Consider the following 17,865-nt stretch of genomic DNA (forward strand, 5'->3'; position numbering starts at 1 on the left):
CATGGGGGCGGTCCCGCCCGCGGGGCGTGCGTACGGGGTCGGAGGGACGGTGGCGCGCGGAGCGGCGGGCGGGACGCCCCCGCGGACCGTCAGAAGCGGCCGGCGCCCAGATCCCGGGAGACCGCGCGGGCGCAGTCCCGTACGGAGGCGATCAGCTCGGGGCGCAGCGTCCCGCCCGGGGCCACCCGCTCCACCGCGCCCGTCACGGCGACCGCCCCGACGGGCATCCTGCGCCGGTCGTGGACCGGGGCGGCCACCGCGGCCACGCCCTCCCAGGTCTCCTCGGCGTCGGCGGCCCAGCCCTGGGCGCGGATCAGGTCGAGCATCGACTCGAACGCGCCCGCCTCGGTGACGGTGCGCCCGGTGAAGGAGCGGCGCTCCGCCTCCATGACCTCGCTGTGGGCCACCGGATCGTACGCGGACAGCACCTTGCCCAGCGCCGTGGAGTGCAGCGGCTGCATGGCCCCGACCTCCAGCACCTGGCGGCTGTCGTCGGGCCGGAAGACGTGGTGGACGATCAGGACGCCGTGCTGGTGCAGCACCCCGAGGTGGACGCTCTCGCCGCTGGAGCGGGCCAGGTCGTCCGTCCAGACCAGGGCGCGGGCCCGCAGCTCGTGGACGTCCAGGTAGCTGTTGCCCAGGCGGAGCAGTTCGGCGCCCAGCTGGTAGCGCCCGGACGCCGCGTCCTGCTCGACGAAGCCCTCCAGCTGGAGCGTGCGCAGGATGCCGTGCGCGGTGCCCTTGGCCAGCCCCAGCGAGGAGGCGATGTCGGAGAGCCCGAGCCGGCGCTCGCCGCCCGCCAGCAGACGCAGCATCGCGGCCGCCCGCTCCAGCGACTGGATGTTCTTGGCCATCGCGCCGTACTCCTCCACCTCGGTTCGACAATGCTGAACACTATCGGTCGATGCCGACCTGCGCCGGACTCCGGGGGAAAGTCTCCGCCACCGTGTCGCGCGCGCCGCACCCGCACAGCATGCAGTCCGTCCCATGGACGCACCTACGGTCCCGGGCGGCGTCCGGCTACGCTGGCGAGGTGCGCCTTCCCCGAGAAGGACGCAAAGCCGACAGCCGTCGCATCCCTGGGAGATCATCCATGGCCTCGTTGCCGACATCCGCCGCCGACAGCCGGACCCGCGCAGACGCGCTCCGAGAGGCACTCGCCACCCGCGTGGTGGTGGCCGACGGGGCGATGGGCACCATGCTCCAGGCACAGGACCCCACGCTGGAGGACTTCGAGAACCTCGAAGGCTGCAACGAGATCCTGAACATCACCCGGCCCGACATCGTGCGCTCGGTCCACGAGGAGTACTTCGCGGTCGGCGTCGACTGCGTCGAGACCAACACCTTCGGCGCGAACCACTCCGCCGCCAACGAGTACGAGATCGCCGACCGCATCTTCGAGCTCTCCGAGTCCGGCGCTCGCATCGCCCGCGAGGTCGCCGACGAGTTCGGCGCGAAGGACGGCCGCCAGCGCTGGGTCCTCGGCTCGATCGGCCCCGGCACCAAGCTGCCCTCGCTCGGCCACATCGCCTACGACGTCCTGCGCGACGGCTACCAGAAGAACGCCGAAGGCCTCCTCACGGGCGGCTCCGACGCCCTGATCGTCGAGACCACCCAGGACCTGCTCCAGACGAAGTCCAGCATCATCGGCGCGCGCCGGGCGATGGACGCCCTCGGCGTCCACGTGCCCCTGATCTGCTCCCTCGCCTTCGAGACCACCGGCGTCATGCTGCTGGGCTCCGAGATCGGCGCCGCCCTGACCGCCCTGGAGCCGCTGGGCATCGACCTGATCGGCCTGAACTGCTCGACCGGCCCGGACGAGATGAGCGAGCACCTGCGCTACCTCGCCCGCCACTCCCGTACGCCGCTGATGTGCATGCCCAACGCCGGTCTGCCCGTCCTCACCAAGGACGGCGCGCACTTCCCGCTCGGCCCCGACGGTCTCGCCGACTCCCAGGAGAACTTCGTCCGGGACTACGGCCTCTCTCTCATCGGCGGCTGCTGCGGCACGACCCCGGAGCACCTGCGGGCCGTCGTCGACCGCGCCCGCGAGCTGACACCCACCGAGCGCGACCCGCGCCCCGAGCCCGGCGCGGCCTCCCTCTACCAGACCATCCCCTTCCGGCAGGACACCGCCTACCTGGCGATCGGGGAGCGCACCAACGCCAACGGCTCCAAGAAGTTCCGCGAGGCCATGCTGGAGGCCCGCTGGGACGACTGCGTGGAGATGGCCCGCGACCAGATCCGCGAGGGCGCGCACATGCTCGACCTCTGCGTCGACTACGTGGGCCGCGACGGCGTCGCCGACATGGCCGAGCTGGCCGGCCGCTTCGCGACCGCCTCCACCCTGCCGATCGTGCTGGACTCCACCGAGCTGCCCGTGCTCCGCGCGGGCCTGGAGAAGCTCGGCGGCCGGGCCGTGCTGAACTCGGTGAACTACGAGGACGGCGACGGCCCCGAGTCCCGCTTCGCGCAGGTCAGCGCCCTGGCCGCCGAGCACGGCGCCGCGCTGATCGCCCTCACGATCGACGAGGAGGGCCAGGCCCGCACCGTCGAGAACAAGGTCGCCATCGCCGAGCGGCTGATCGAGGACCTCACCGCCAACTGGTCCATCCGCGAGTCCGACATCCTCATCGACACCCTGACCTTCACCATCTGCACCGGCCAGGAGGAGTCCCGCGGCGACGGCATCGCCACCATCGGGGCCATCCGCGAGCTGAAGAAGCGCCACCCCGACGTCCAGACCACGCTGGGCCTCTCCAACATCTCCTTCGGCCTCAACCCGGCCGCCCGCGTCGTGCTGAACTCCGTCTTCCTCGACGAGTGCGTCAAGGCGGGCCTGGACTCCGCGATCGTGCACGCCTCGAAGATCCTGCCGATCGCCCGGCTGGAGGAGGAGCAGGTCAAGGTCGCCCTCGACCTGATCTACGACCGCCGCGCCGAGGGCTACGACCCCCTCCAGAAGCTCATGGAGCTGTTCGAGGGCGTCAACATGAAGTCGATGAAGGCGGGCAAGGCCGAGGAGCTGATGGCCCTCCCGCTGGACGAGCGGCTCCAGCGCCGCATCATCGACGGCGAGAAGAACGGCCTGGAGGCCGACCTCGACGAGGCCCTCCAGGACACCCCCGCCCTCGACATCGTCAACAACACGCTGCTGGAAGGCATGAAGGTCGTCGGCGAGCTGTTCGGCTCCGGCCAGATGCAGCTGCCGTTCGTCCTCCAGTCCGCCGAGGTCATGAAGAGCGCGGTGGCCCACCTGGAGCCGCACATGGAGAAGTCCGACGACGAGGGCAAGGGCACCATCGTGCTCGCCACCGTCCGCGGCGACGTCCACGACATCGGCAAGAACCTCGTCGACATCATCCTCTCCAACAACGGCTACAACGTCGTCAACCTCGGCATCAAGCAGCCCGTCTCCGCGATCCTGGAAGCCGCCGAGGAGCACCGCGCCGACGTCATCGGCATGTCCGGTCTCCTGGTGAAGTCGACCGTGATCATGAAGGAGAACCTCCAGGAGCTCAACCAGCGCAAGATGGCCGCCGACTTCCCGGTCATCCTCGGTGGCGCCGCGCTGACCAGGGCCTACGTCGAGCAGGACTTGCACGAGATCTACGAGGGCGAGGTCCGCTACGCCCGGGACGCCTTCGAGGGGCTGCGCCTCATGGACGCGCTCATCGGCGTCAAGCGGGGGGTGCCGGGCGCGGCCCTGCCCGAGCTGAAGCAGCGCCGGGTCCCCAAGAAGGACGTGGCGGTGCTGGAGGTCGAGGAGCCCGAGGGTTCGGTGCGCTCGGACGTCTCCACCACCAACCCGATCCCCGAGCCGCCGTTCCGTGGCACCCGCGTCATCAAGGGCATCCCGCTCAAGGACTACGCCTCCTGGCTCGACGAGGGCGCCCTGTTCAAGGGGCAGTGGGGCCTCAAGCAGGCCCGGACCGGCGACGGACCGACGTACGAGGAGCTGGTGGAGACCGAGGGACGACCGCACCTGCGCGGCTGGCTCGACCACCTCCAGTCCAACAACCTCCTGGAGGCGGCCGTCGTCTACGGCTACTTCCCCTGCGTCTCCAAGGGCGACGACCTGGTCCTCCTCCACGAGGACGGCTCCGAGCGCACCCGCTTCACCTTCCCGCGCCAGCGCCGCGGCCGCCGCCTCTGCCTCGCCGACTTCTTCCGCCCCGAGGAGTCCGGTGAGACCGACGTCATCGGCCTCCAGATCGTGACCGTCGGCTCCCGGATCGGCGAGGCCACCGCCGAATTGTTCGCCGCCAACTCCTACCGCGACTACCTGGAGCTGCACGGGCTCTCCGTCCAGCTCGCCGAGGCCCTCGCCGAGTACTGGCACGCCCGGGTCCGCAGCGAGCTCGGCTTCGCCGGGGAGGACCCCGAGGACGTCGAGGACATGTTCGCGCTGAAGTACCGCGGCGCACGGTTCTCGCTCGGTTACGGGGCGTGCCCGGACCTGGAGGACCGGGCCAAGATCGCCGACCTGCTCCAGCCGGAGCGGATCGGTGTGCACCTCTCCGAGGAGTTCCAGCTCCACCCGGAGCAGTCCACCGACGCCATCGTCATCCACCACCCCGAGGCCAAGTACTTCAACGCCCGGTAGCCGCCGGTTCACCCCACGGTCTCGCGCCCTTCGCGCACCGCGGCCCGACACGTCGTACACTGGTCGGTCCAGTGCAGGCCGGTCGCCCTCCCGTTCTCCGGGAATGGCGGCCGGCCTTCTCGTCCCTTACGGAAGGTGTGCCGGATGACCAGTACGGTCCCCGCGTCCTTGACCCGCACGGCCGAAGACGCCGCCCTGCAGGCGGTCCTTCTCGACATGGACGGAACCCTGGTCGATACCGAGGGCTTCTGGTGGGAGGTCGAGAAGGAGGTCTTCGCCGGCCTGGGGCACCGGCTGGAAGAGGCCTGGCGCGACGTGGTCGTCGGCGGTCCGATGACCCGCAGCGCCGGCTACCTCATCGACGCCACCGGCGCCGACATCCGGCTGGACGAGCTGACGGTGCTGCTCAACGACGGATTCGAGAAGCGCATCGAGCGCGGGGTGCCGCTGATGCCGGGCGCGGAGCGGCTGCTCGCCGAGCTGGGCGCCTACGAGGTGCCCACCGCGCTCGTCTCCGCCTCCCACCGGCGGATCATCGACCGGGTGCTGGACTCGGTGGGCCACCACCACTTCGCGCTCACCGTCGCCGGGGACGAGGTCGCCCGGACCAAGCCCCACCCCGAGCCCTACCTCACCGCTGCCGCGGGCTTCGGCGCCGACCCCTGGCGCTGCGCCGTCATCGAGGACACCGCGACCGGGGTGGCCGCCGCCGAGGCCGCCGGCTGCCGGGTCGTCGCCGTGCCGTCCGTGGCCCCGATCGCGCCGGCGGCCGGGCGTGTGGTCGTCGGCTCCCTCGAAGAGGTCGACCTCGCCTTCCTGCGCAAGCTCATCACCCGAGCGGGCGGAACGGGCTGAACCGCGGGGGGCGGGCGCCCGCGCCGGCCGGGCACTTGTGAACGAACAGCGGATTTTCTGGTCGGCCCCGTGTGCGTTCCGGCAACGTCCTGTGGATGTAGATCAGTTGCGGGGTGCATCTGTGAAGAGGTGCGGCAGGTGACCTTCCTCACCTGTGACCCTCCGGTGGGCCGCCGGGATCGGATGAGCTGTCCGCAATGGTGAGCGTATGTCGCCCCATCCGGTCGCCCGGGGAGCGGGGGCCGCCCGCCGGACGGTCGGAGGAACCACCCGCGGCTACTAGCTTTGATTCCTCACCCGCCGGGATGAGGGAGAACGTCCAGATGAACCGCAAGACCCTGGTGCTGCCGGCCGTCGTCGGCCTGCTCGCCCCCGTGCTCGCCGCCTGCGGCAGCGCGGACAGCGGCGCCGGTGGCGACGGAGCCATCGTCGTCGGCACCACGGACCAGCTCGTGGCCTCCAAGGAGAACCCCGCGCCGCTCGACCCGGCCATCGGCTACGAGGCGGGCGTCTGGAACGTCCTGCGGCAGACCGTGCAGACCCTGACCACGGTGCCGGGCGGCGGTGGCGAGCCGGTGCCCGAGGCCGCGCGCAGCTGCACCTTCACCGACACCGCCAACGAGAGCTACCGCTGCACGCTGCGGCCGGGCCTCACGTTCGCCGACGGGACGGCCGTCACCGCCGAGGACGTGAAGCACTCCATCCAGCGCGTCATCGACATCGACGCGGACAGCGGCCCGGTCGGACTGCTCGCCAACATCGACATGATCGAGACCAAGGGCGACGACCAGGTGATCTTCCACCTGAACACGCCCGACGCGACCTTCCCGTACAAGCTCGCCACCCCCGCCGCCGGCATCGTCCCGAAGGCGCAGTACCCGGCGAAGGAGGGGCGCACCGGCTTCCAGGTGAACGGCTCCGGCCCGTACACCATGAAGCCGCAGGTCGAGGACGGCCGGGTCGTCAAGATCGCCTTCACCAAGAACCCCTCGTACAAGGGCGAGCTCAAGGTGCTCAACGACCGGGTGGAGATGGACCTGTTCCCCGACGCCGAGGCCATGGGCAAGGCGCTCGACGAGGAGAAGATCCACCTGATGACCCGGGCGATGTCGCCCCAGCAGGCGAGCGACATGCTCGTGGAGCCGGAGGAGGGCGTCGAGCTCACCGAACTGCCCGGCCTCGCCATCAGCTACGTCGGGTTCGACACCAAGGACCCGGTGGTCAGCAAGCCCGTCCGGCAGGCCATGGCGCAGATCGTCGACCGGGGAGCGATCGCGGGCAAGGTGTACGGCACCACGGCCGAACCGCTCTACTCGCTGATCCCGTCCAGCATCGCCGGGCACACCAACGCCTTCTTCAACAAGTACGGCGAGCCCAGCACCGCCAAGGCCCGGGCCATCCTCGACGACGCCGGGATCAAGACGCCGGTGAAGTTCACCCTGCACTACACCAGCGACCACTACGGCCCGGCCACCGCGGAGGAGTTCAAGGCGATCCAGCGGCAGCTCAACAGCTCGGGCCTCTTCGACGTCTCCGTCCAGGGCAAGGAGTGGTCGCAGTACCGCCCCGAGCAGAAGCGCGGCGACTACGCGGCCTACGGCATGGGCTGGTTCCCCGACTTCCCGGACCCGGACAACTACACCGCGCCCTTCCTGGACGCGAACAACTTCCTCAACTCGCCCTACCGGTCCCGCGAGGCGCAGAAGGTCCTCATCCCGCAGTCCCGCCGCGAGACCGACCGCACCGCCGCCGGCGCCACCTACGAGAAGCTCCAGGACATCGTCGCCACCGACGTGCCGGTGCTGCCGATCTGGCAGGGCAAGCAGTACGTCGCCTCGCGCGACGGGATCGCCGGGGTGGAGCGCTCCGTCAGCGCCACCTCCGAACTCCAGCTCTGGGAGCTCAACCGGCCCAGCGTCTGAGACCCGCCCGGAAAGCCGTCCGGCCCGTCCCCACCCCGTATCGGGTGGGGACGGGCCGGACGGCTCCGTCGTGCCCGGGTCCGTGCGCGCGGCGTACGGGCGGGGGCCGCTACTGCGCGCCGGGACGCACCAGCCCGCTCTCGTACGCGTACACCGCGGCCTGCACCCGGTCGCGCAGGCCCAGCTTCGTGAGCACATGGCCCACATGCGTCTTGACCGTCGTCTCGCTGACGAAGAGATCCGCCGCGATCTCCGCGTTGGACAGGCCCCGCGCCACCAGCTTCAACACCTCGACCTCGCGGTCGGTCAGCGTGTGCAGGGCGTCCGGCACCGGGTCCTCGCCGGACGGCAGATGATCCGCGTACTTGTCCAGCAGCCGGCGCGTGATGCTCGGCGCGAGCATCGCCTCGCCCGCCGCCACCACCCTGATCGCCTGCACCAGCTCCGCCGCCGGCGCGTCCTTCAGCAGGAAGCCGCTCGCCCCGGCGCGCAACGCCTCCACCACGTACTCGTCGAGATCGAAGGTGGTCAGCACCAGCACCTTCGCCGGGCCGTCCTTCCCGGGGCCGGTGATCTGGCGCGTGGCCTCCACGCCGTCCATCCGCGGCATCCGGATGTCCATCAGCACCACATCGGGCTGCAGCGCCCGCACCTGATCGATGGCCTGCAGACCGTCACCGGCCTCACCGACCACCGCCAGATCGCCCTCGGCCTCCAGGATCATCCGGAAACCGGTGCGCAGCAGAGGCTGGTCGTCGACCAGAAGGACGCGGATCGCCACAGGAACTCCTTAAGGGCCCTCAAGGGCCACGGCACGGCCGGCCTCGGCCCGGACCGGTCCCATTCTGCCCTGGCCATCCTCGCCCGAATCCGCCGGGCGGACCGACAGCGGGTATACCGGGGGAGTCCCGCCGAATTCCGGACACACCGCCTGGTGGTCGCACCAGCCGCACAGCTTCGTCGGCCGGGGCCGCCAGTCCCCCGTCTCCGTCGCCAGCGAGATCGCGTCCCACAGGGCCAGCAGCTTGCGCTCCACCCGCTCCAGGTCCGCCACCACCGGGTCGTACGTCAGCACGTCCCCGCTGCCCAGATAGACCAGCTGGAGCCGGCGCGGCACCACGCCCTTCAGCCGCCAGATCACCAGCGCGTAGAACGTCATCTGGAACAGCGGACCGTCGGAATACTCCGGCCGCGGCGCCTTCCCCGTCTTGTAGTCGACGATCCGCACCTCGCCGCTCGGCGCGACGTCCACCCGGTCGATCACCCCGCGCAGCCGCAGCCCCGACTCCAGCTCCGTCTCGACGAACAGCTCACGCTCCGCCGGCTCCAGCCGCGTCGGGTCCTCCAGCGAGAACCACCGGTCCACCAACCGCTCCGCCTCGCCCAGCCACCGCGTCAGCCGCTCGCCCTCGGTGTCCCCGGCGAACAGATCGCTCAGCTCCGGCTTCGACTCCAGCAGCCGGTCCCACTGGCCCGGAATGAGCGCCCGCGCCCGCGGCGCCGTCCGGTCGGCCGCGGGCGCGTCGAACAGGCGCTCCAGCACCGCATGGACCAGCGTGCCGCGGGTAGCCGCCTCGCTGGGCTTCTCCGGCAGCTTGTCGATGACCCGGAAGCGGTAGAGCAGGGGACACTGCATGAAATCGCTCGCCCGCGACGGCGACAGGGACGAAGGCGGCAGGGGCGGCCGCGGCACGGAGGTCATGTCTCAAGACCCTACGGCCCGCCACTGACAGCGAGCGGCATACCATCGACGGCAGACCCTCGCACACTGCATGATCGTGGCCAACGCCACTCACCGAACCGAAGGGACCCCGTGGACGACAGCGGCGACAGCGGGCGGCCGCAGCCCGGCGCAGGGGGAACGGCTCCCGGCACCGATCCCGACAGCGGCAAGCCGAAACGTCCCGCCGAGCCGGGCGGCGGCCTGCTCATGGGCCGGCCCTTCGGCGTGCCCGTCTACGTCGCCCCCAGCTGGTTCGTCGTCGCCGCGCTGATCACCTGGGTCTTCGGCGGCCAGCTCGACCGCGTGCTGCCCGAGCTGGGCGGCGCCCGCTACCTCGTCGCCCTGTTCTTCGCCATCGCCTTCTACGCCTCCGTGCTCGTCCACGAGCTGGCCCACACCGTCGCCGCCCTGCGCTACAAACTCCCGGTCCGCCGCATCCAGCTCCAGTTCTTCGGCGGCGTATCGGAGATCGAGAAGGAGAGCGAGACCCCCGGCCGCGAGTTCGTCCTCGCCTTCGTCGGACCGCTCCTCTCCCTGGTCCTCGGCGGCGTCTTCTACGGGGCGATGCAGCTCGTCGAGCCCGGCACCGTCCCCGGCGTCCTGCTCGCGGGCCTGATGATCTCCAACCTCATCGTGGCCGCCTTCAACCTGCTGCCCGGCCTGCCGCTGGACGGCGGCCGGATGCTCCGCGCCGTCGTCTGGAAGATCACCGGCAAGCCCATGAGCGGCACCATCGCCGCCGCCTGGGTCGGCCGCGGCCTCGCCGTCACCGTCCTCATCGGACTGCCGCTGCTCACCCACACCGGAGCCCTCGGCGGTAGCGCCCAGGACATCGGCGGGGTCGAGACCGTCATGGACGCGCTGCTCGCCGCGATCCTCGCCGGCATCATCTGGACCGGCGCCGGCAACAGCCTGCGCATGGCCCGCCTCCGCGAGCACCTGCCCGACCTCCGGGCCCGCACCCTCACCCGCCGCGCCGTCCCCGTCGAGTCCGCCACCCCGCTCTCCGAAGCGCTGCGCCGGGCCAACGAGGCGGGCGCCCGGGCCCTGGTCGTCGTCGACGGACAGGGCAACCCCAAGGGCGTCGTCCGCGAGGCCGCCATCGTCGGCGTCCCCGAACACCGCCGCCCCTGGGTCGCCGTCAGCGGCCTCGCCCAGGACCTCACCGACGGCATGAAGGTCCCCGCGGAACTGGCCGGCGAAGCCCTCCTGGACCGGCTCAAGGCCACCCCCGCCACCGAGTACCTGGTCGTCGAGGAGACCGGCGAGATCTACGGAGTCCTCTCCACCGCCGACGTCGAGCGCGCCTTCGTCAAGGCCATGGCCCGCCCCGAGGCCTGACGGCCCCGCCCCGGCGGGAGCGGCGGCAGGAGGCCCCGGAATCACCGGTAGGCTGGTCACATGTCTGAACCGACCGGTGCCGCCCGCCGACGCGGGCCCTTCAAGGTCGGGGACCAGGTACAGCTCACCGACCCCAAGGGCCGCCACTACACCTTCACGCTCGAAGCCGGAAAGAACTTCCACACCCACAAGGGTTCTTTCCCGCACGACGAGCTGATCGGTGCTCCCGAGGGCAGTGTTGTCCGCACCACGGGAAACGTCGCCTATCTCGCGCTGCGCCCCCTGCTCCCCGACTACGTCCTGTCCATGCCCCGCGGCGCCGCCGTGGTCTACCCCAAGGACGCGGGCCAGATCCTGGCCTTCGCCGACATCTTCCCCGGCGCCCGCGTCGTGGAGGCCGGGGTCGGGTCCGGCTCGCTCAGCACCTTCCTGCTGCGCGCCATCGGTGAGCAGGGCATGCTGCACTCCTACGAGCGCCGCGAGGACTTCGCCGAGATCGCCCAGCAGAACGTCGAGCGCTACTTCGGCTCGCCGCACCCGGCCTGGCAGCTGACCGTCGGCGACCTCCAGGACAACCTCTCCGACACCGACGTCGACCGCGTCGTGCTGGACATGCTCGCCCCCTGGGAGTGCCTGGAGGCCGTCTCCAAGGCCCTCCTGCCCGGCGGCATCCTCTGCGCCTACGTCGCCACCACCACCCAGCTCTCGCGCACCGTCGAGTCCATCCGCGAGATCGGCTGCTTCGCCGAACCGCAGCCCTGGGAGTCGATGATCCGCAACTGGCACGTGGAGGGCCTCGCCGTCCGCCCCGACCACCGGATGATCGGCCACACCGGCTTCCTGGTCACCGCCCGCCGCCTCGCGGACGGCGTCGAGCCGCCGCTGCGCCGCCGCCGCCCGTCCAAGGGCGCCTACGGCGAGGACTACGAAGGACCCGGCAGCCAGAGCCGCGGAGGCTCCGCCGCCGACCGCGGCTGACCCGCACAACGCGCCGACGCCGCCGCGCGGTTCCCCGACCGACCGGGGAACCGCGCGGCGGCGCCTTTTCGTTGGGCCCCTTCCGTCGAGACCCCGCCGTTCCGCCCGGGTGTGAGGTGTGGCACGATGCTGGCCACCCCTCGGGGTGTTCCCACCCCTCACCGGGCTTCCAGGAACCATCAGGAGACAGACCGCGTGCAGACCCCCGCGCTCCCGGACCTCGCCCACACCGCCGCCAAGCCGGTGCACTGGCTCGCCACGGCCGCGGCGATGGCCGGGGTCGTCGCGCTGGCCGGCCTGCTCCAGCCCCGTTCCGCGACCGCGACCGCCACCGAGCAGCGGGCCACCACGAGCCACGGCGCTCCCGCGCCCGCTCCCGACCCGGCAGGGGTGGAGTTCCCGCTGGAGTGCGGCGGCGCCGGGACGACCGTCGCGAAGAAGGCGTCCGGGGACCTCGACGGCGACGGGCGGCCGGAAACCGTCGCCGTGGTGCACTGCGCCGCCGGCTCGGGGACCCCGCCCGGCGGCATCTACGTCCTGACGCGGAGCAGCGGGGCCGCGCCCCGGGTCGTGGCGACCCTGGTGGACCCCGCTGACAGGAAGACCGTCGGGGACTTCGCCGTGCGCGACGGCCTCATCTCGGCGACCCTGCTCGGCTACTCCTCGCTCGACGTGCCCCGCTGCTGTCCCGACCAGGAGGAACAGGCCTCCTGGCGGTGGCAGGGGAAGGCGTTCGTCCGTACCTCCGGGGACCTCGCGCGCAGCGTCTGAGCGCGCTCCGGACGCCGCCGGGCCTGCCCTCCGGGCGGACGGCGCTCCTCTCGGAACACGCCCTAGTCGGCGTCGGGTCCGTACACCTCGACGCTGTCCTTGACGCGCCGCACGTGGATGCAGTCCCCGGGGCACTCCTTGGCCGAATCGACGACGTCCTGAAGCAGCGGCAGCGGCACCGGAGTGGTCGCCCCCGGTTCCTGCAGGAGCTCGTCGTCGCCGCTCTTCACATAGGCCAGGCCGTCGATGTCCAGCTCGAAGACGTCGGGGGCGTACTGCACACAGATGCCGTCGCCCGTACAGAGGTCCTGATCGATCCAGACCTCCAGGTCCTGCGTGTCACTGTCGCCCGGCGAGTCCTGCTGCACGGTCATGTGTCCTGCCGTTCCTGCGTATCTGAACCAATTGGAGCCAGCCCTGACGGGTGTTGAACAGTTCGACGATACAACCGGCGGCTTTCCGGTGCCGAAGGGTGGGTATTCCCTTGGCGTGAGGGAGAGCGCAAGGGTGAAGATCGGACACGCCCCGCAGTCTTTGTGATCTAGGGGTTTCAATCACCAGCCACCCAGGTAGGGTCAGGAAGCGTCCAGCTCCCCATGGAGGAGGTGAGGACCGTGGCAGCCCACGACGACGACATCAACCGCGGCACCCGGCCCGCGCGAGGGTCAGAGGACCCAGCCGGCCAGGTTGCCTATCTCGAGCAGGAGATCGCCGTCCTGCGACGTAAGCTCGCCGACTCTCCGCGTCATACGAGGATTCTCGAAGAGCGGATCGTCGAGTTGCAGACGAACCTGGCGGGCGTGTCCGCACAGAACGAGCGGCTCGCCAACACGCTCCGTGAGGCGCGTGACCAGATCGTGGCCCTCAAGGAGGAGGTCGACCGGCTCGCGCAGCCGCCGGCCGGCTTCGGCGTCTTCCTTCAGGCCAACGAGGACGGCACCTGCGACATCTTCACCGGGGGCCGCAAGCTCCGGGTGAACGTCAGCCCCAGTGTCGAGCTCGACGACCTCCGGCGTGGCCAGGAGGTCATGCTCAACGAAGCGCTCAACGTGGTCGAGGCCATGCAGTTCGAGCGCGCCGGGGACATCGTCACCCTCAAGGAGATCCTGGAGGACGGCGAGCGCGCCCTGGTGGTCGGGCACACCGACGAGGAGCGGGTGGTGCGGCTCGCCGAGCCGCTGCTGGACATCACCATCCGCTCCGGCGACGCCCTGCTCCTGGACTCCAGGTCGGGCTATGTCTACGAGGTGGTTCCCAAGAGCGAGGTCGAGGAGCTCGTCCTCGAAGAGGTCCCGGACATCGACTACGACAAGATCGGCGGCCTGGGCGACCAGATCGAGCTGATCCGCGACGCGGTCGAGCTTCCCTACCTGCACCCCGACCTCTTCAAGGAGCACGAGCTCCGTCCGCCGAAGGGCATCCTGCTCTACGGTCCCCCCGGCTGCGGCAAGACCCTCATCGCCAAGGCCGTCGCCAATTCGCTCGCCAAGAAGGTCGCCGAGGTCACCGGGCAGCCCGCGGGGAAGAGCTACTTCCTCAATATCAAGGGCCCCGAGCTCCTCAACAAGTACGTCGGCGAGACCGAGCGGCACATCCGCCTGGTCTTCCAGCGTGCGAGGGAGAAGGCGAGCGAGGGGACCCCCGTCATCGTCTTCTTCGACGAGATGGAGTCCCTCTTCCGCACCCGTGGCAGCGGCGTCAGCTCGGACGTGGAGAACACCATCGTTCCGCAGCTGCTCGCCGAGATCGACGGGGTGGAGGGCCTGGAGAACGTCATCGTCATCGGCGCCTCCAACCGCGAGGACATGATCGACCCCGCCATCCTGCGCCCCGGCCGTCTCGATGTGAAGATCAAGATCGAGCGTCCGGACGCCGAGGCGGCGAAGGACATCTTCGCGAAGTACCTGACCCCGGGGCTCCCGCTGCACGCGGACGACCTCTCCGAGCACACCGGATCGCGCGAGGCCGCCGCCCACGCCATGATCCAGTCCGTCGTGGAGCGGATGTACACGGAGTCCGAGGAGAACCGCTTCCTCGAGGTCACCTACGCCAACGGCGACAAGGAAGTCCTGTACTTCAAGGACTTCAACTCCGGCGCGATGATTCAGAACATCGTCGACCGGGCAAAGAAAATGGCCATCAAGGCATTCCTGGAACAGGGCCAGAAGGGTCTGCGGGTCGCTCATCTCCTGCAGGCCTGCGTGGACGAGTTCAAGGAGAACGAGGACCTGCCGAACACGACCAACCCGGACGACTGGGCCAGGATTTCCGGCAAGAAGGGTGAGCGGATCGTCTTCATCCGCACACTCGTCACCGGAAAGCAGGGTGCGGACACCGGCCGTTCCATCGATACGGTGGCCAATACCGGCCAGTACCTGTAACACGCGGACCCGGCTGCGGAAGCCCCCAGGGGCCTCCGCAGCCGGTTTCATTCCCCCGTTCCGGCCGTGCCGGAACAAAGTCGTAATTGATCTCCCCACCGGCGCAGAGGCGCTCTAGGCTCTGCGGTACCGCCGAGTCGCGCAGTGCGGTGACGGGCATCGCACCTACGCACCGGACTCAGCAGCGGTACTTGAGCGTCGCTCCCGGAGGGGCCGACGCCGGGCAAGGAGGGCCGCATGACCGTACGGCGAGTAATGGGCATCGAGACGGAGTACGGGATCTCCGTCCCCGGCCACCCCAACGCCAATGCCATGCTCACCTCGTCCCAGATCGTCAACGCCTACGCGGCGGCGATGCACCGGGCGCGTCGCGCCCGCTGGGACTTCGAGGAGGAGAATCCGCTGCGTGACGCGCGAGGCTTCGACCTCGCCCGGGAGACCGCCGACTCCAGTCAGCTGACCGACGAGGACATCGGCCTGGCCAATGTCATCCTCACCAACGGCGCCCGGCTGTACGTCGACCACGCGCACCCCGAGTACAGCTCCCCGGAGATCACCAATCCGCGCGACGCGGTGCTCTGGGACAAGGCCGGCGAACGGGTCATGGCGGAGGCCGCGGAGCGGGCGGCCGCCATCCCGGGCGCACAGCCGATCCACCTCTACAAGAACAACACCGACAACAAGGGCGCCTCCTACGGCACGCACGAGAACTACCTCATGCAGCGGGAGACGCCGTTCTCGGACATCGTGCGCCATCTGACGCCGTTCTTCGTCTCGCGCCAGGTCGTCACGGGCGCGGGCCGGGTGGGCATCGGCCAGGACGGCAACGAGCACGGCTTCCAGATCAGCCAGCGCGCCGACTACTTCGAGGTCGAGGTCGGCCTGGAGACCACGCTCAAGCGCCCCATCATCAACACCCGGGACGAGCCGCACTCGGACGCCGAGAAGTACCGCCGGCTCCATGTGATCATCGGCGACGCCAACCTCTCGGAGATCTCCACCTACCTCAAGCTCGGCACCACGTCCCTGGTGCTCTCCATGATCGAGGACGCCTTCATCACCGTCGACCTCGCGGTCGACCAGCCGGTGCGGACCCTGCACCAGGTCTCCCACGACCCGGACCTGCGAGAGCTGATCACGCTCCGCAGCGGCCGGACGCTCACCGCGGTCCAGCTCCAGATGGAGTACTTCGAGCTCGCCCGCAAATACGTCGACGAGCGGTACGGCACGGACGCCGACGAGCAGACCAAGGACATCCTGACCCGCTGGGAGGACACCCTCAACCGGCTGGAGACCGATCCGATGAGCCTGGCGGGCGAGCTGGACTGGATCGCCAAGCGGGAGCTCATGGAGGGCTACCGCCGCCGCGACGCGCTGGACTGGGACGCGCCCCGGCTGCACCTGGTGGACCTCCAGTACGCGGACGTACGGCCCGACAAGGGCCTCTACAACCGTCTGGCGGCCCGCGGGAAGATGAAGCGCCTCCTGGACGAGGACGAGGTCACCAGGGCCCGTACGCAGCCCCCGGAGGACACCAGGGCCTACTTCCGCGGGCGCTGCCTGGAGCAGTACGCCGACGACGTCGCGGCGGCCTCGTGGGACTCGGTGATCTTCGACCTGCCGGACCGCGACTCCCTGCAACGGGTGCCCACCCTGGAACCGCTGCGCGGCACGAAGGAACACGTCAAGGACCTGCTGGACCGCTGCCGGACGGCGGAGGAGCTGGTCCGGGTGCTGTCGGGCGGCTGAAAGGCCTCCGGGCTGGGAATCAATCACCTGAGGCGCGGGCGTTGCATCAACTACCGGGTCAAATGTCGGACCCCGTGGGTAGGGTCTGATCAAGAGCTTCGATTGCTTCGAACCGAGCGGGGTGAGCTACATGGCGACCAAGGACACCGGCGGCGGACAGCAGAAGGCGACACGTTCCACCGAGGAGGTCGAGGAGCAGGCGCAGGACGCGCAGGCGTCCGAGGACCTCGCGGAGCGCCAGGAGAAGCTGAGCGACGACGTCGACTCGGTCCTGGACGAGATCGACGACGTGCTCGAAGAGAACGCCGAGGACTTCGTGCGGTCCTTCGTCCAAAAGGGTGGACAGTAGTTCATCAGTGTGAACACCCGGGCGTCTGTCCGGGGCTCGCGCTGAGCTGCGCGCAGACAACGGGGGAGTAGGGGTGACGGCGTCCGCCACGGCGTGTGCCGTCACCCCGCCCGCCGATCCGGGGGCCGGTTTCCCGGCCCCGCCGGATCAGTGCGGATAACCCCCTCCGAACATGTGGATCACTGCCGCCGGGCGGGTAGGGTCCGTGGCGTACGTGCTTCAACGGCAATTCGGCCAGTGGCAAGTTGGGGGATGATCCTGACTCTCTTGCGCAGGGCCATCGCATACCTGGAGGGAAACGCGTGGAAGCCAACACTCGTAGCACCGGGCGTCTACCAGCTGCCTTCCTGACGCCGGGCTCGTCCTCGTTCATGGACTTCCTGTCCGACCAGTCGCCCGAGATGCTCCCGGGCAACCGGAGCCTGCCGCCGCTCCAGGGGGCCGTCGAGGCGCCGCACGGGACGACCATCGTCTCGGCGTCCTTCCCCGGTGGCGTGGTCCTGGCCGGCGACCGGCGCGCGACCATGGGCAACATGATCGCCTCGCGCGACATGCAGAAGGTCTTCCCGGCCGACGAGTACTCCGCGGTGGGCATCGCCGGCACCGCCGGGCTGGCCGTGGAGATGGTCAAGCTGTTCCAGCTGGAGCTGGAGCACTTCGAGAAGGTCGAGGGCGCCCAGCTCTCCCTGGAGGGCAAGGCCAACCGCCTCTCCACCATGATCCGCAGCAACCTCGCGATGGCCATGCAGGGCCTCGCCGTGGTGCCCCTCTTCGCCGGCTACGACGTCGACCGCGAGAAGGGCCGCATCTTCTCCTACGACGTCACCGGCGGCCGTACCGAGGAGAGCGGCTACGCGGCCACCGGCTCCGGGTCGATCTTCGCCCGCAACGCGATGAAGAAGCTCTACCGCGAGGACCTGACGGAGGAGCAGGCACTCACCCTCGTCGTGCAGGCGCTGTACGACGCAGCGGACGACGACTCGGCGACCGGCGGCCCGGACGTGGCCCGCCGCATCTTCCCGATCGTCACCGTCATCACCGACGAAGGCTTCCGGAGGCTGACCGACCAGGAGTCCTCCGAGATCGCGCGCTCCATCCTGGAGCGCCGACTCGAGCAGCCCGACGGCCCGCGCGCCGCGCTGCTCTGACCCCAGCCTCCCGACGCACGCGTCACTGACAGAAAGGGACGG

The 17,865-nt window shown here is 70.1% G+C and carries 14 protein-coding genes and 1 pseudogene; 11 read left to right on the top strand and 4 right to left on the bottom strand.

The annotated features are described in order from the left end of the window. Nucleotides 1–89: 89 nt before the first annotated feature. Nucleotides 90–854, bottom strand: coding sequence for an IclR family transcriptional regulator (locus DTB53_RS36340; RefSeq protein ID WP_012381571.1), 765 nt, complete (start codon nt 852–854; stop codon nt 90–92). A gap of 239 nt (nt 855–1,093) precedes the next feature. Here DTB53_RS36340 and metH point away from each other — a divergent pair, with 239 nt between their 5' ends. From metH to DTB53_RS36355, 3 genes are all read left to right on the top strand, one after another. Then, nucleotides 1,094–4,606, top strand: coding sequence for a methionine synthase (gene metH / locus DTB53_RS36345; protein WP_003970155.1), 3,513 nt, complete (start codon nt 1,094–1,096; stop codon nt 4,604–4,606). Between the two features lie 144 nt (nt 4,607–4,750). Beyond that, nucleotides 4,751–5,461, top strand: a complete 711-nt coding sequence (locus DTB53_RS36350; protein ID WP_003970156.1) for an HAD family hydrolase — start codon at nt 4,751–4,753, stop codon at nt 5,459–5,461. 323 nt (nt 5,462–5,784) lie between these two features. Next, the gene (locus tag DTB53_RS36355; RefSeq protein ID WP_003970157.1) at nt 5,785–7,383 is read left to right on the top strand and encodes an ABC transporter substrate-binding protein; all 1,599 of its coding nucleotides are present in this window, start codon (nt 5,785–5,787) and stop codon (nt 7,381–7,383) included. 109 nt (nt 7,384–7,492) lie between these two features. Here the strand turns inward: DTB53_RS36355 and DTB53_RS36360 are convergent, their stop codons facing one another. Together DTB53_RS36360 and DTB53_RS36365 are read right to left on the bottom strand one after the other, a co-directional pair. Then, nucleotides 7,493–8,164 carry a response regulator gene (locus DTB53_RS36360; RefSeq protein ID WP_003970158.1) on the bottom strand — a complete coding sequence of 224 codons (672 nt, stop codon included), beginning with the start codon at nt 8,162–8,164 and terminating at the stop codon, nt 7,493–7,495. 9 nt (nt 8,165–8,173) lie between these two features. After that, nucleotides 8,174–9,019, bottom strand: coding sequence for a RecB family exonuclease (locus DTB53_RS36365; protein ID WP_003970159.1), 846 nt, complete (start codon nt 9,017–9,019; stop codon nt 8,174–8,176). A gap of 177 nt (nt 9,020–9,196) precedes the next feature. On the opposite strand from DTB53_RS36365, the gene DTB53_RS36370 reads away from it, so the two are divergent. From DTB53_RS36370 to DTB53_RS36380, 3 genes are all read left to right on the top strand, one after another. Beyond that, on the top strand, nt 9,197–10,447 hold the full coding sequence (locus DTB53_RS36370; RefSeq protein ID WP_042497496.1) for a site-2 protease family protein: 1,251 nt from the start codon (nt 9,197–9,199) through the stop codon (nt 10,445–10,447). Between the two features lie 60 nt (nt 10,448–10,507). Then, nucleotides 10,508–11,425, top strand: a complete 918-nt coding sequence (locus tag DTB53_RS36375; protein ID WP_012381574.1) for a tRNA (adenine-N1)-methyltransferase — start codon at nt 10,508–10,510, stop codon at nt 11,423–11,425. 195 nt (nt 11,426–11,620) lie between these two features. After that, on the top strand, nt 11,621–12,196 hold the full coding sequence (locus DTB53_RS36380; protein WP_003970162.1) for a hypothetical protein: 576 nt from the start codon (nt 11,621–11,623) through the stop codon (nt 12,194–12,196). A 62-nt stretch (nt 12,197–12,258) separates the two neighbouring features. Here the strand turns inward: DTB53_RS36380 and DTB53_RS36385 are convergent, their stop codons facing one another. Further along, the gene (locus DTB53_RS36385; protein WP_012381575.1) at nt 12,259–12,570 is read right to left on the bottom strand and encodes a ferredoxin; all 312 of its coding nucleotides are present in this window, start codon (nt 12,568–12,570) and stop codon (nt 12,259–12,261) included. 240 nt (nt 12,571–12,810) lie between these two features. Here DTB53_RS36385 and arc point away from each other — a divergent pair, with 240 nt between their 5' ends. The 5 genes and pseudogenes from arc (at nt 12,811) to prcB (ending at nt 17,823) form a co-directional block, all read left to right on the top strand. Beyond that, nucleotides 12,811–14,577, top strand: coding sequence for a proteasome ATPase (arc, locus tag DTB53_RS36390; protein ID WP_003970164.1), 1,767 nt, complete (start codon nt 12,811–12,813; stop codon nt 14,575–14,577). 237 nt (nt 14,578–14,814) lie between these two features. Further along, nucleotides 14,815–16,326: a depupylase/deamidase Dop gene (dop, locus tag DTB53_RS36395; protein ID WP_003970165.1), complete on the top strand. Its 1,512-nt coding sequence runs from the start codon at nt 14,815–14,817 to the stop codon at nt 16,324–16,326. 130 nt (nt 16,327–16,456) lie between these two features. After that, nucleotides 16,457–16,675 (top strand): ubiquitin-like protein Pup, encoded by a 219-nt coding sequence (locus DTB53_RS36400; RefSeq protein ID WP_003970166.1) that lies wholly within the window; start codon nt 16,457–16,459, stop codon nt 16,673–16,675. A gap of 162 nt (nt 16,676–16,837) precedes the next feature. Beyond that, nucleotides 16,838–17,026: pseudogene (locus tag DTB53_RS37855) on the top strand (endonuclease domain-containing protein); the annotation flags it as partial. Continuing rightward, nucleotides 16,978–17,823: a proteasome subunit beta gene (gene prcB, locus DTB53_RS36410; protein ID WP_003970167.1), complete on the top strand. Its 846-nt coding sequence runs from the start codon at nt 16,978–16,980 to the stop codon at nt 17,821–17,823. The pseudogene DTB53_RS37855 and the gene prcB, both read left to right, overlap by 49 nt. Nucleotides 17,824–17,865 lie beyond the last annotated feature (42 nt).

Source organism: Streptomyces griseus (assembly GCF_900460065.1).
GTDB classification, from domain to species: domain Bacteria; phylum Actinomycetota; class Actinomycetes; order Streptomycetales; family Streptomycetaceae; genus Streptomyces; species Streptomyces griseus.

Excerpts from the sequence above, each read along its gene's own strand:
- DTB53_RS36340 (WP_012381571.1), bottom strand. The coding sequence starts at position 854 with ATGGCCAAGAACATCCAGTCGCTGGAGCGGGCGGCCGCGATGCTGCGT.
- metH (WP_003970155.1), top strand. The coding sequence starts at position 1,094 with ATGGCCTCGTTGCCGACATCCGCCGCCGACAGCCGGACCCGCGCAGAC.
- DTB53_RS36350 (WP_003970156.1), top strand. The coding sequence starts at position 4,751 with ATGACCAGTACGGTCCCCGCGTCCTTGACCCGCACGGCCGAAGACGCC.
- DTB53_RS36355 (WP_003970157.1), top strand. The coding sequence starts at position 5,785 with ATGAACCGCAAGACCCTGGTGCTGCCGGCCGTCGTCGGCCTGCTCGCC.
- DTB53_RS36365 (WP_003970159.1), bottom strand. The coding sequence starts at position 9,019 with ATGCAGTGTCCCCTGCTCTACCGCTTCCGGGTCATCGACAAGCTGCCG.
- DTB53_RS36375 (WP_012381574.1), top strand. The coding sequence starts at position 10,508 with ATGTCTGAACCGACCGGTGCCGCCCGCCGACGCGGGCCCTTCAAGGTC.
- DTB53_RS36385 (WP_012381575.1), bottom strand. The coding sequence starts at position 12,570 with ATGACCGTGCAGCAGGACTCGCCGGGCGACAGTGACACGCAGGACCTG.
- dop (WP_003970165.1), top strand. The coding sequence starts at position 14,815 with ATGACCGTACGGCGAGTAATGGGCATCGAGACGGAGTACGGGATCTCC.
- DTB53_RS36400 (WP_003970166.1), top strand. The coding sequence starts at position 16,457 with ATGGCGACCAAGGACACCGGCGGCGGACAGCAGAAGGCGACACGTTCC.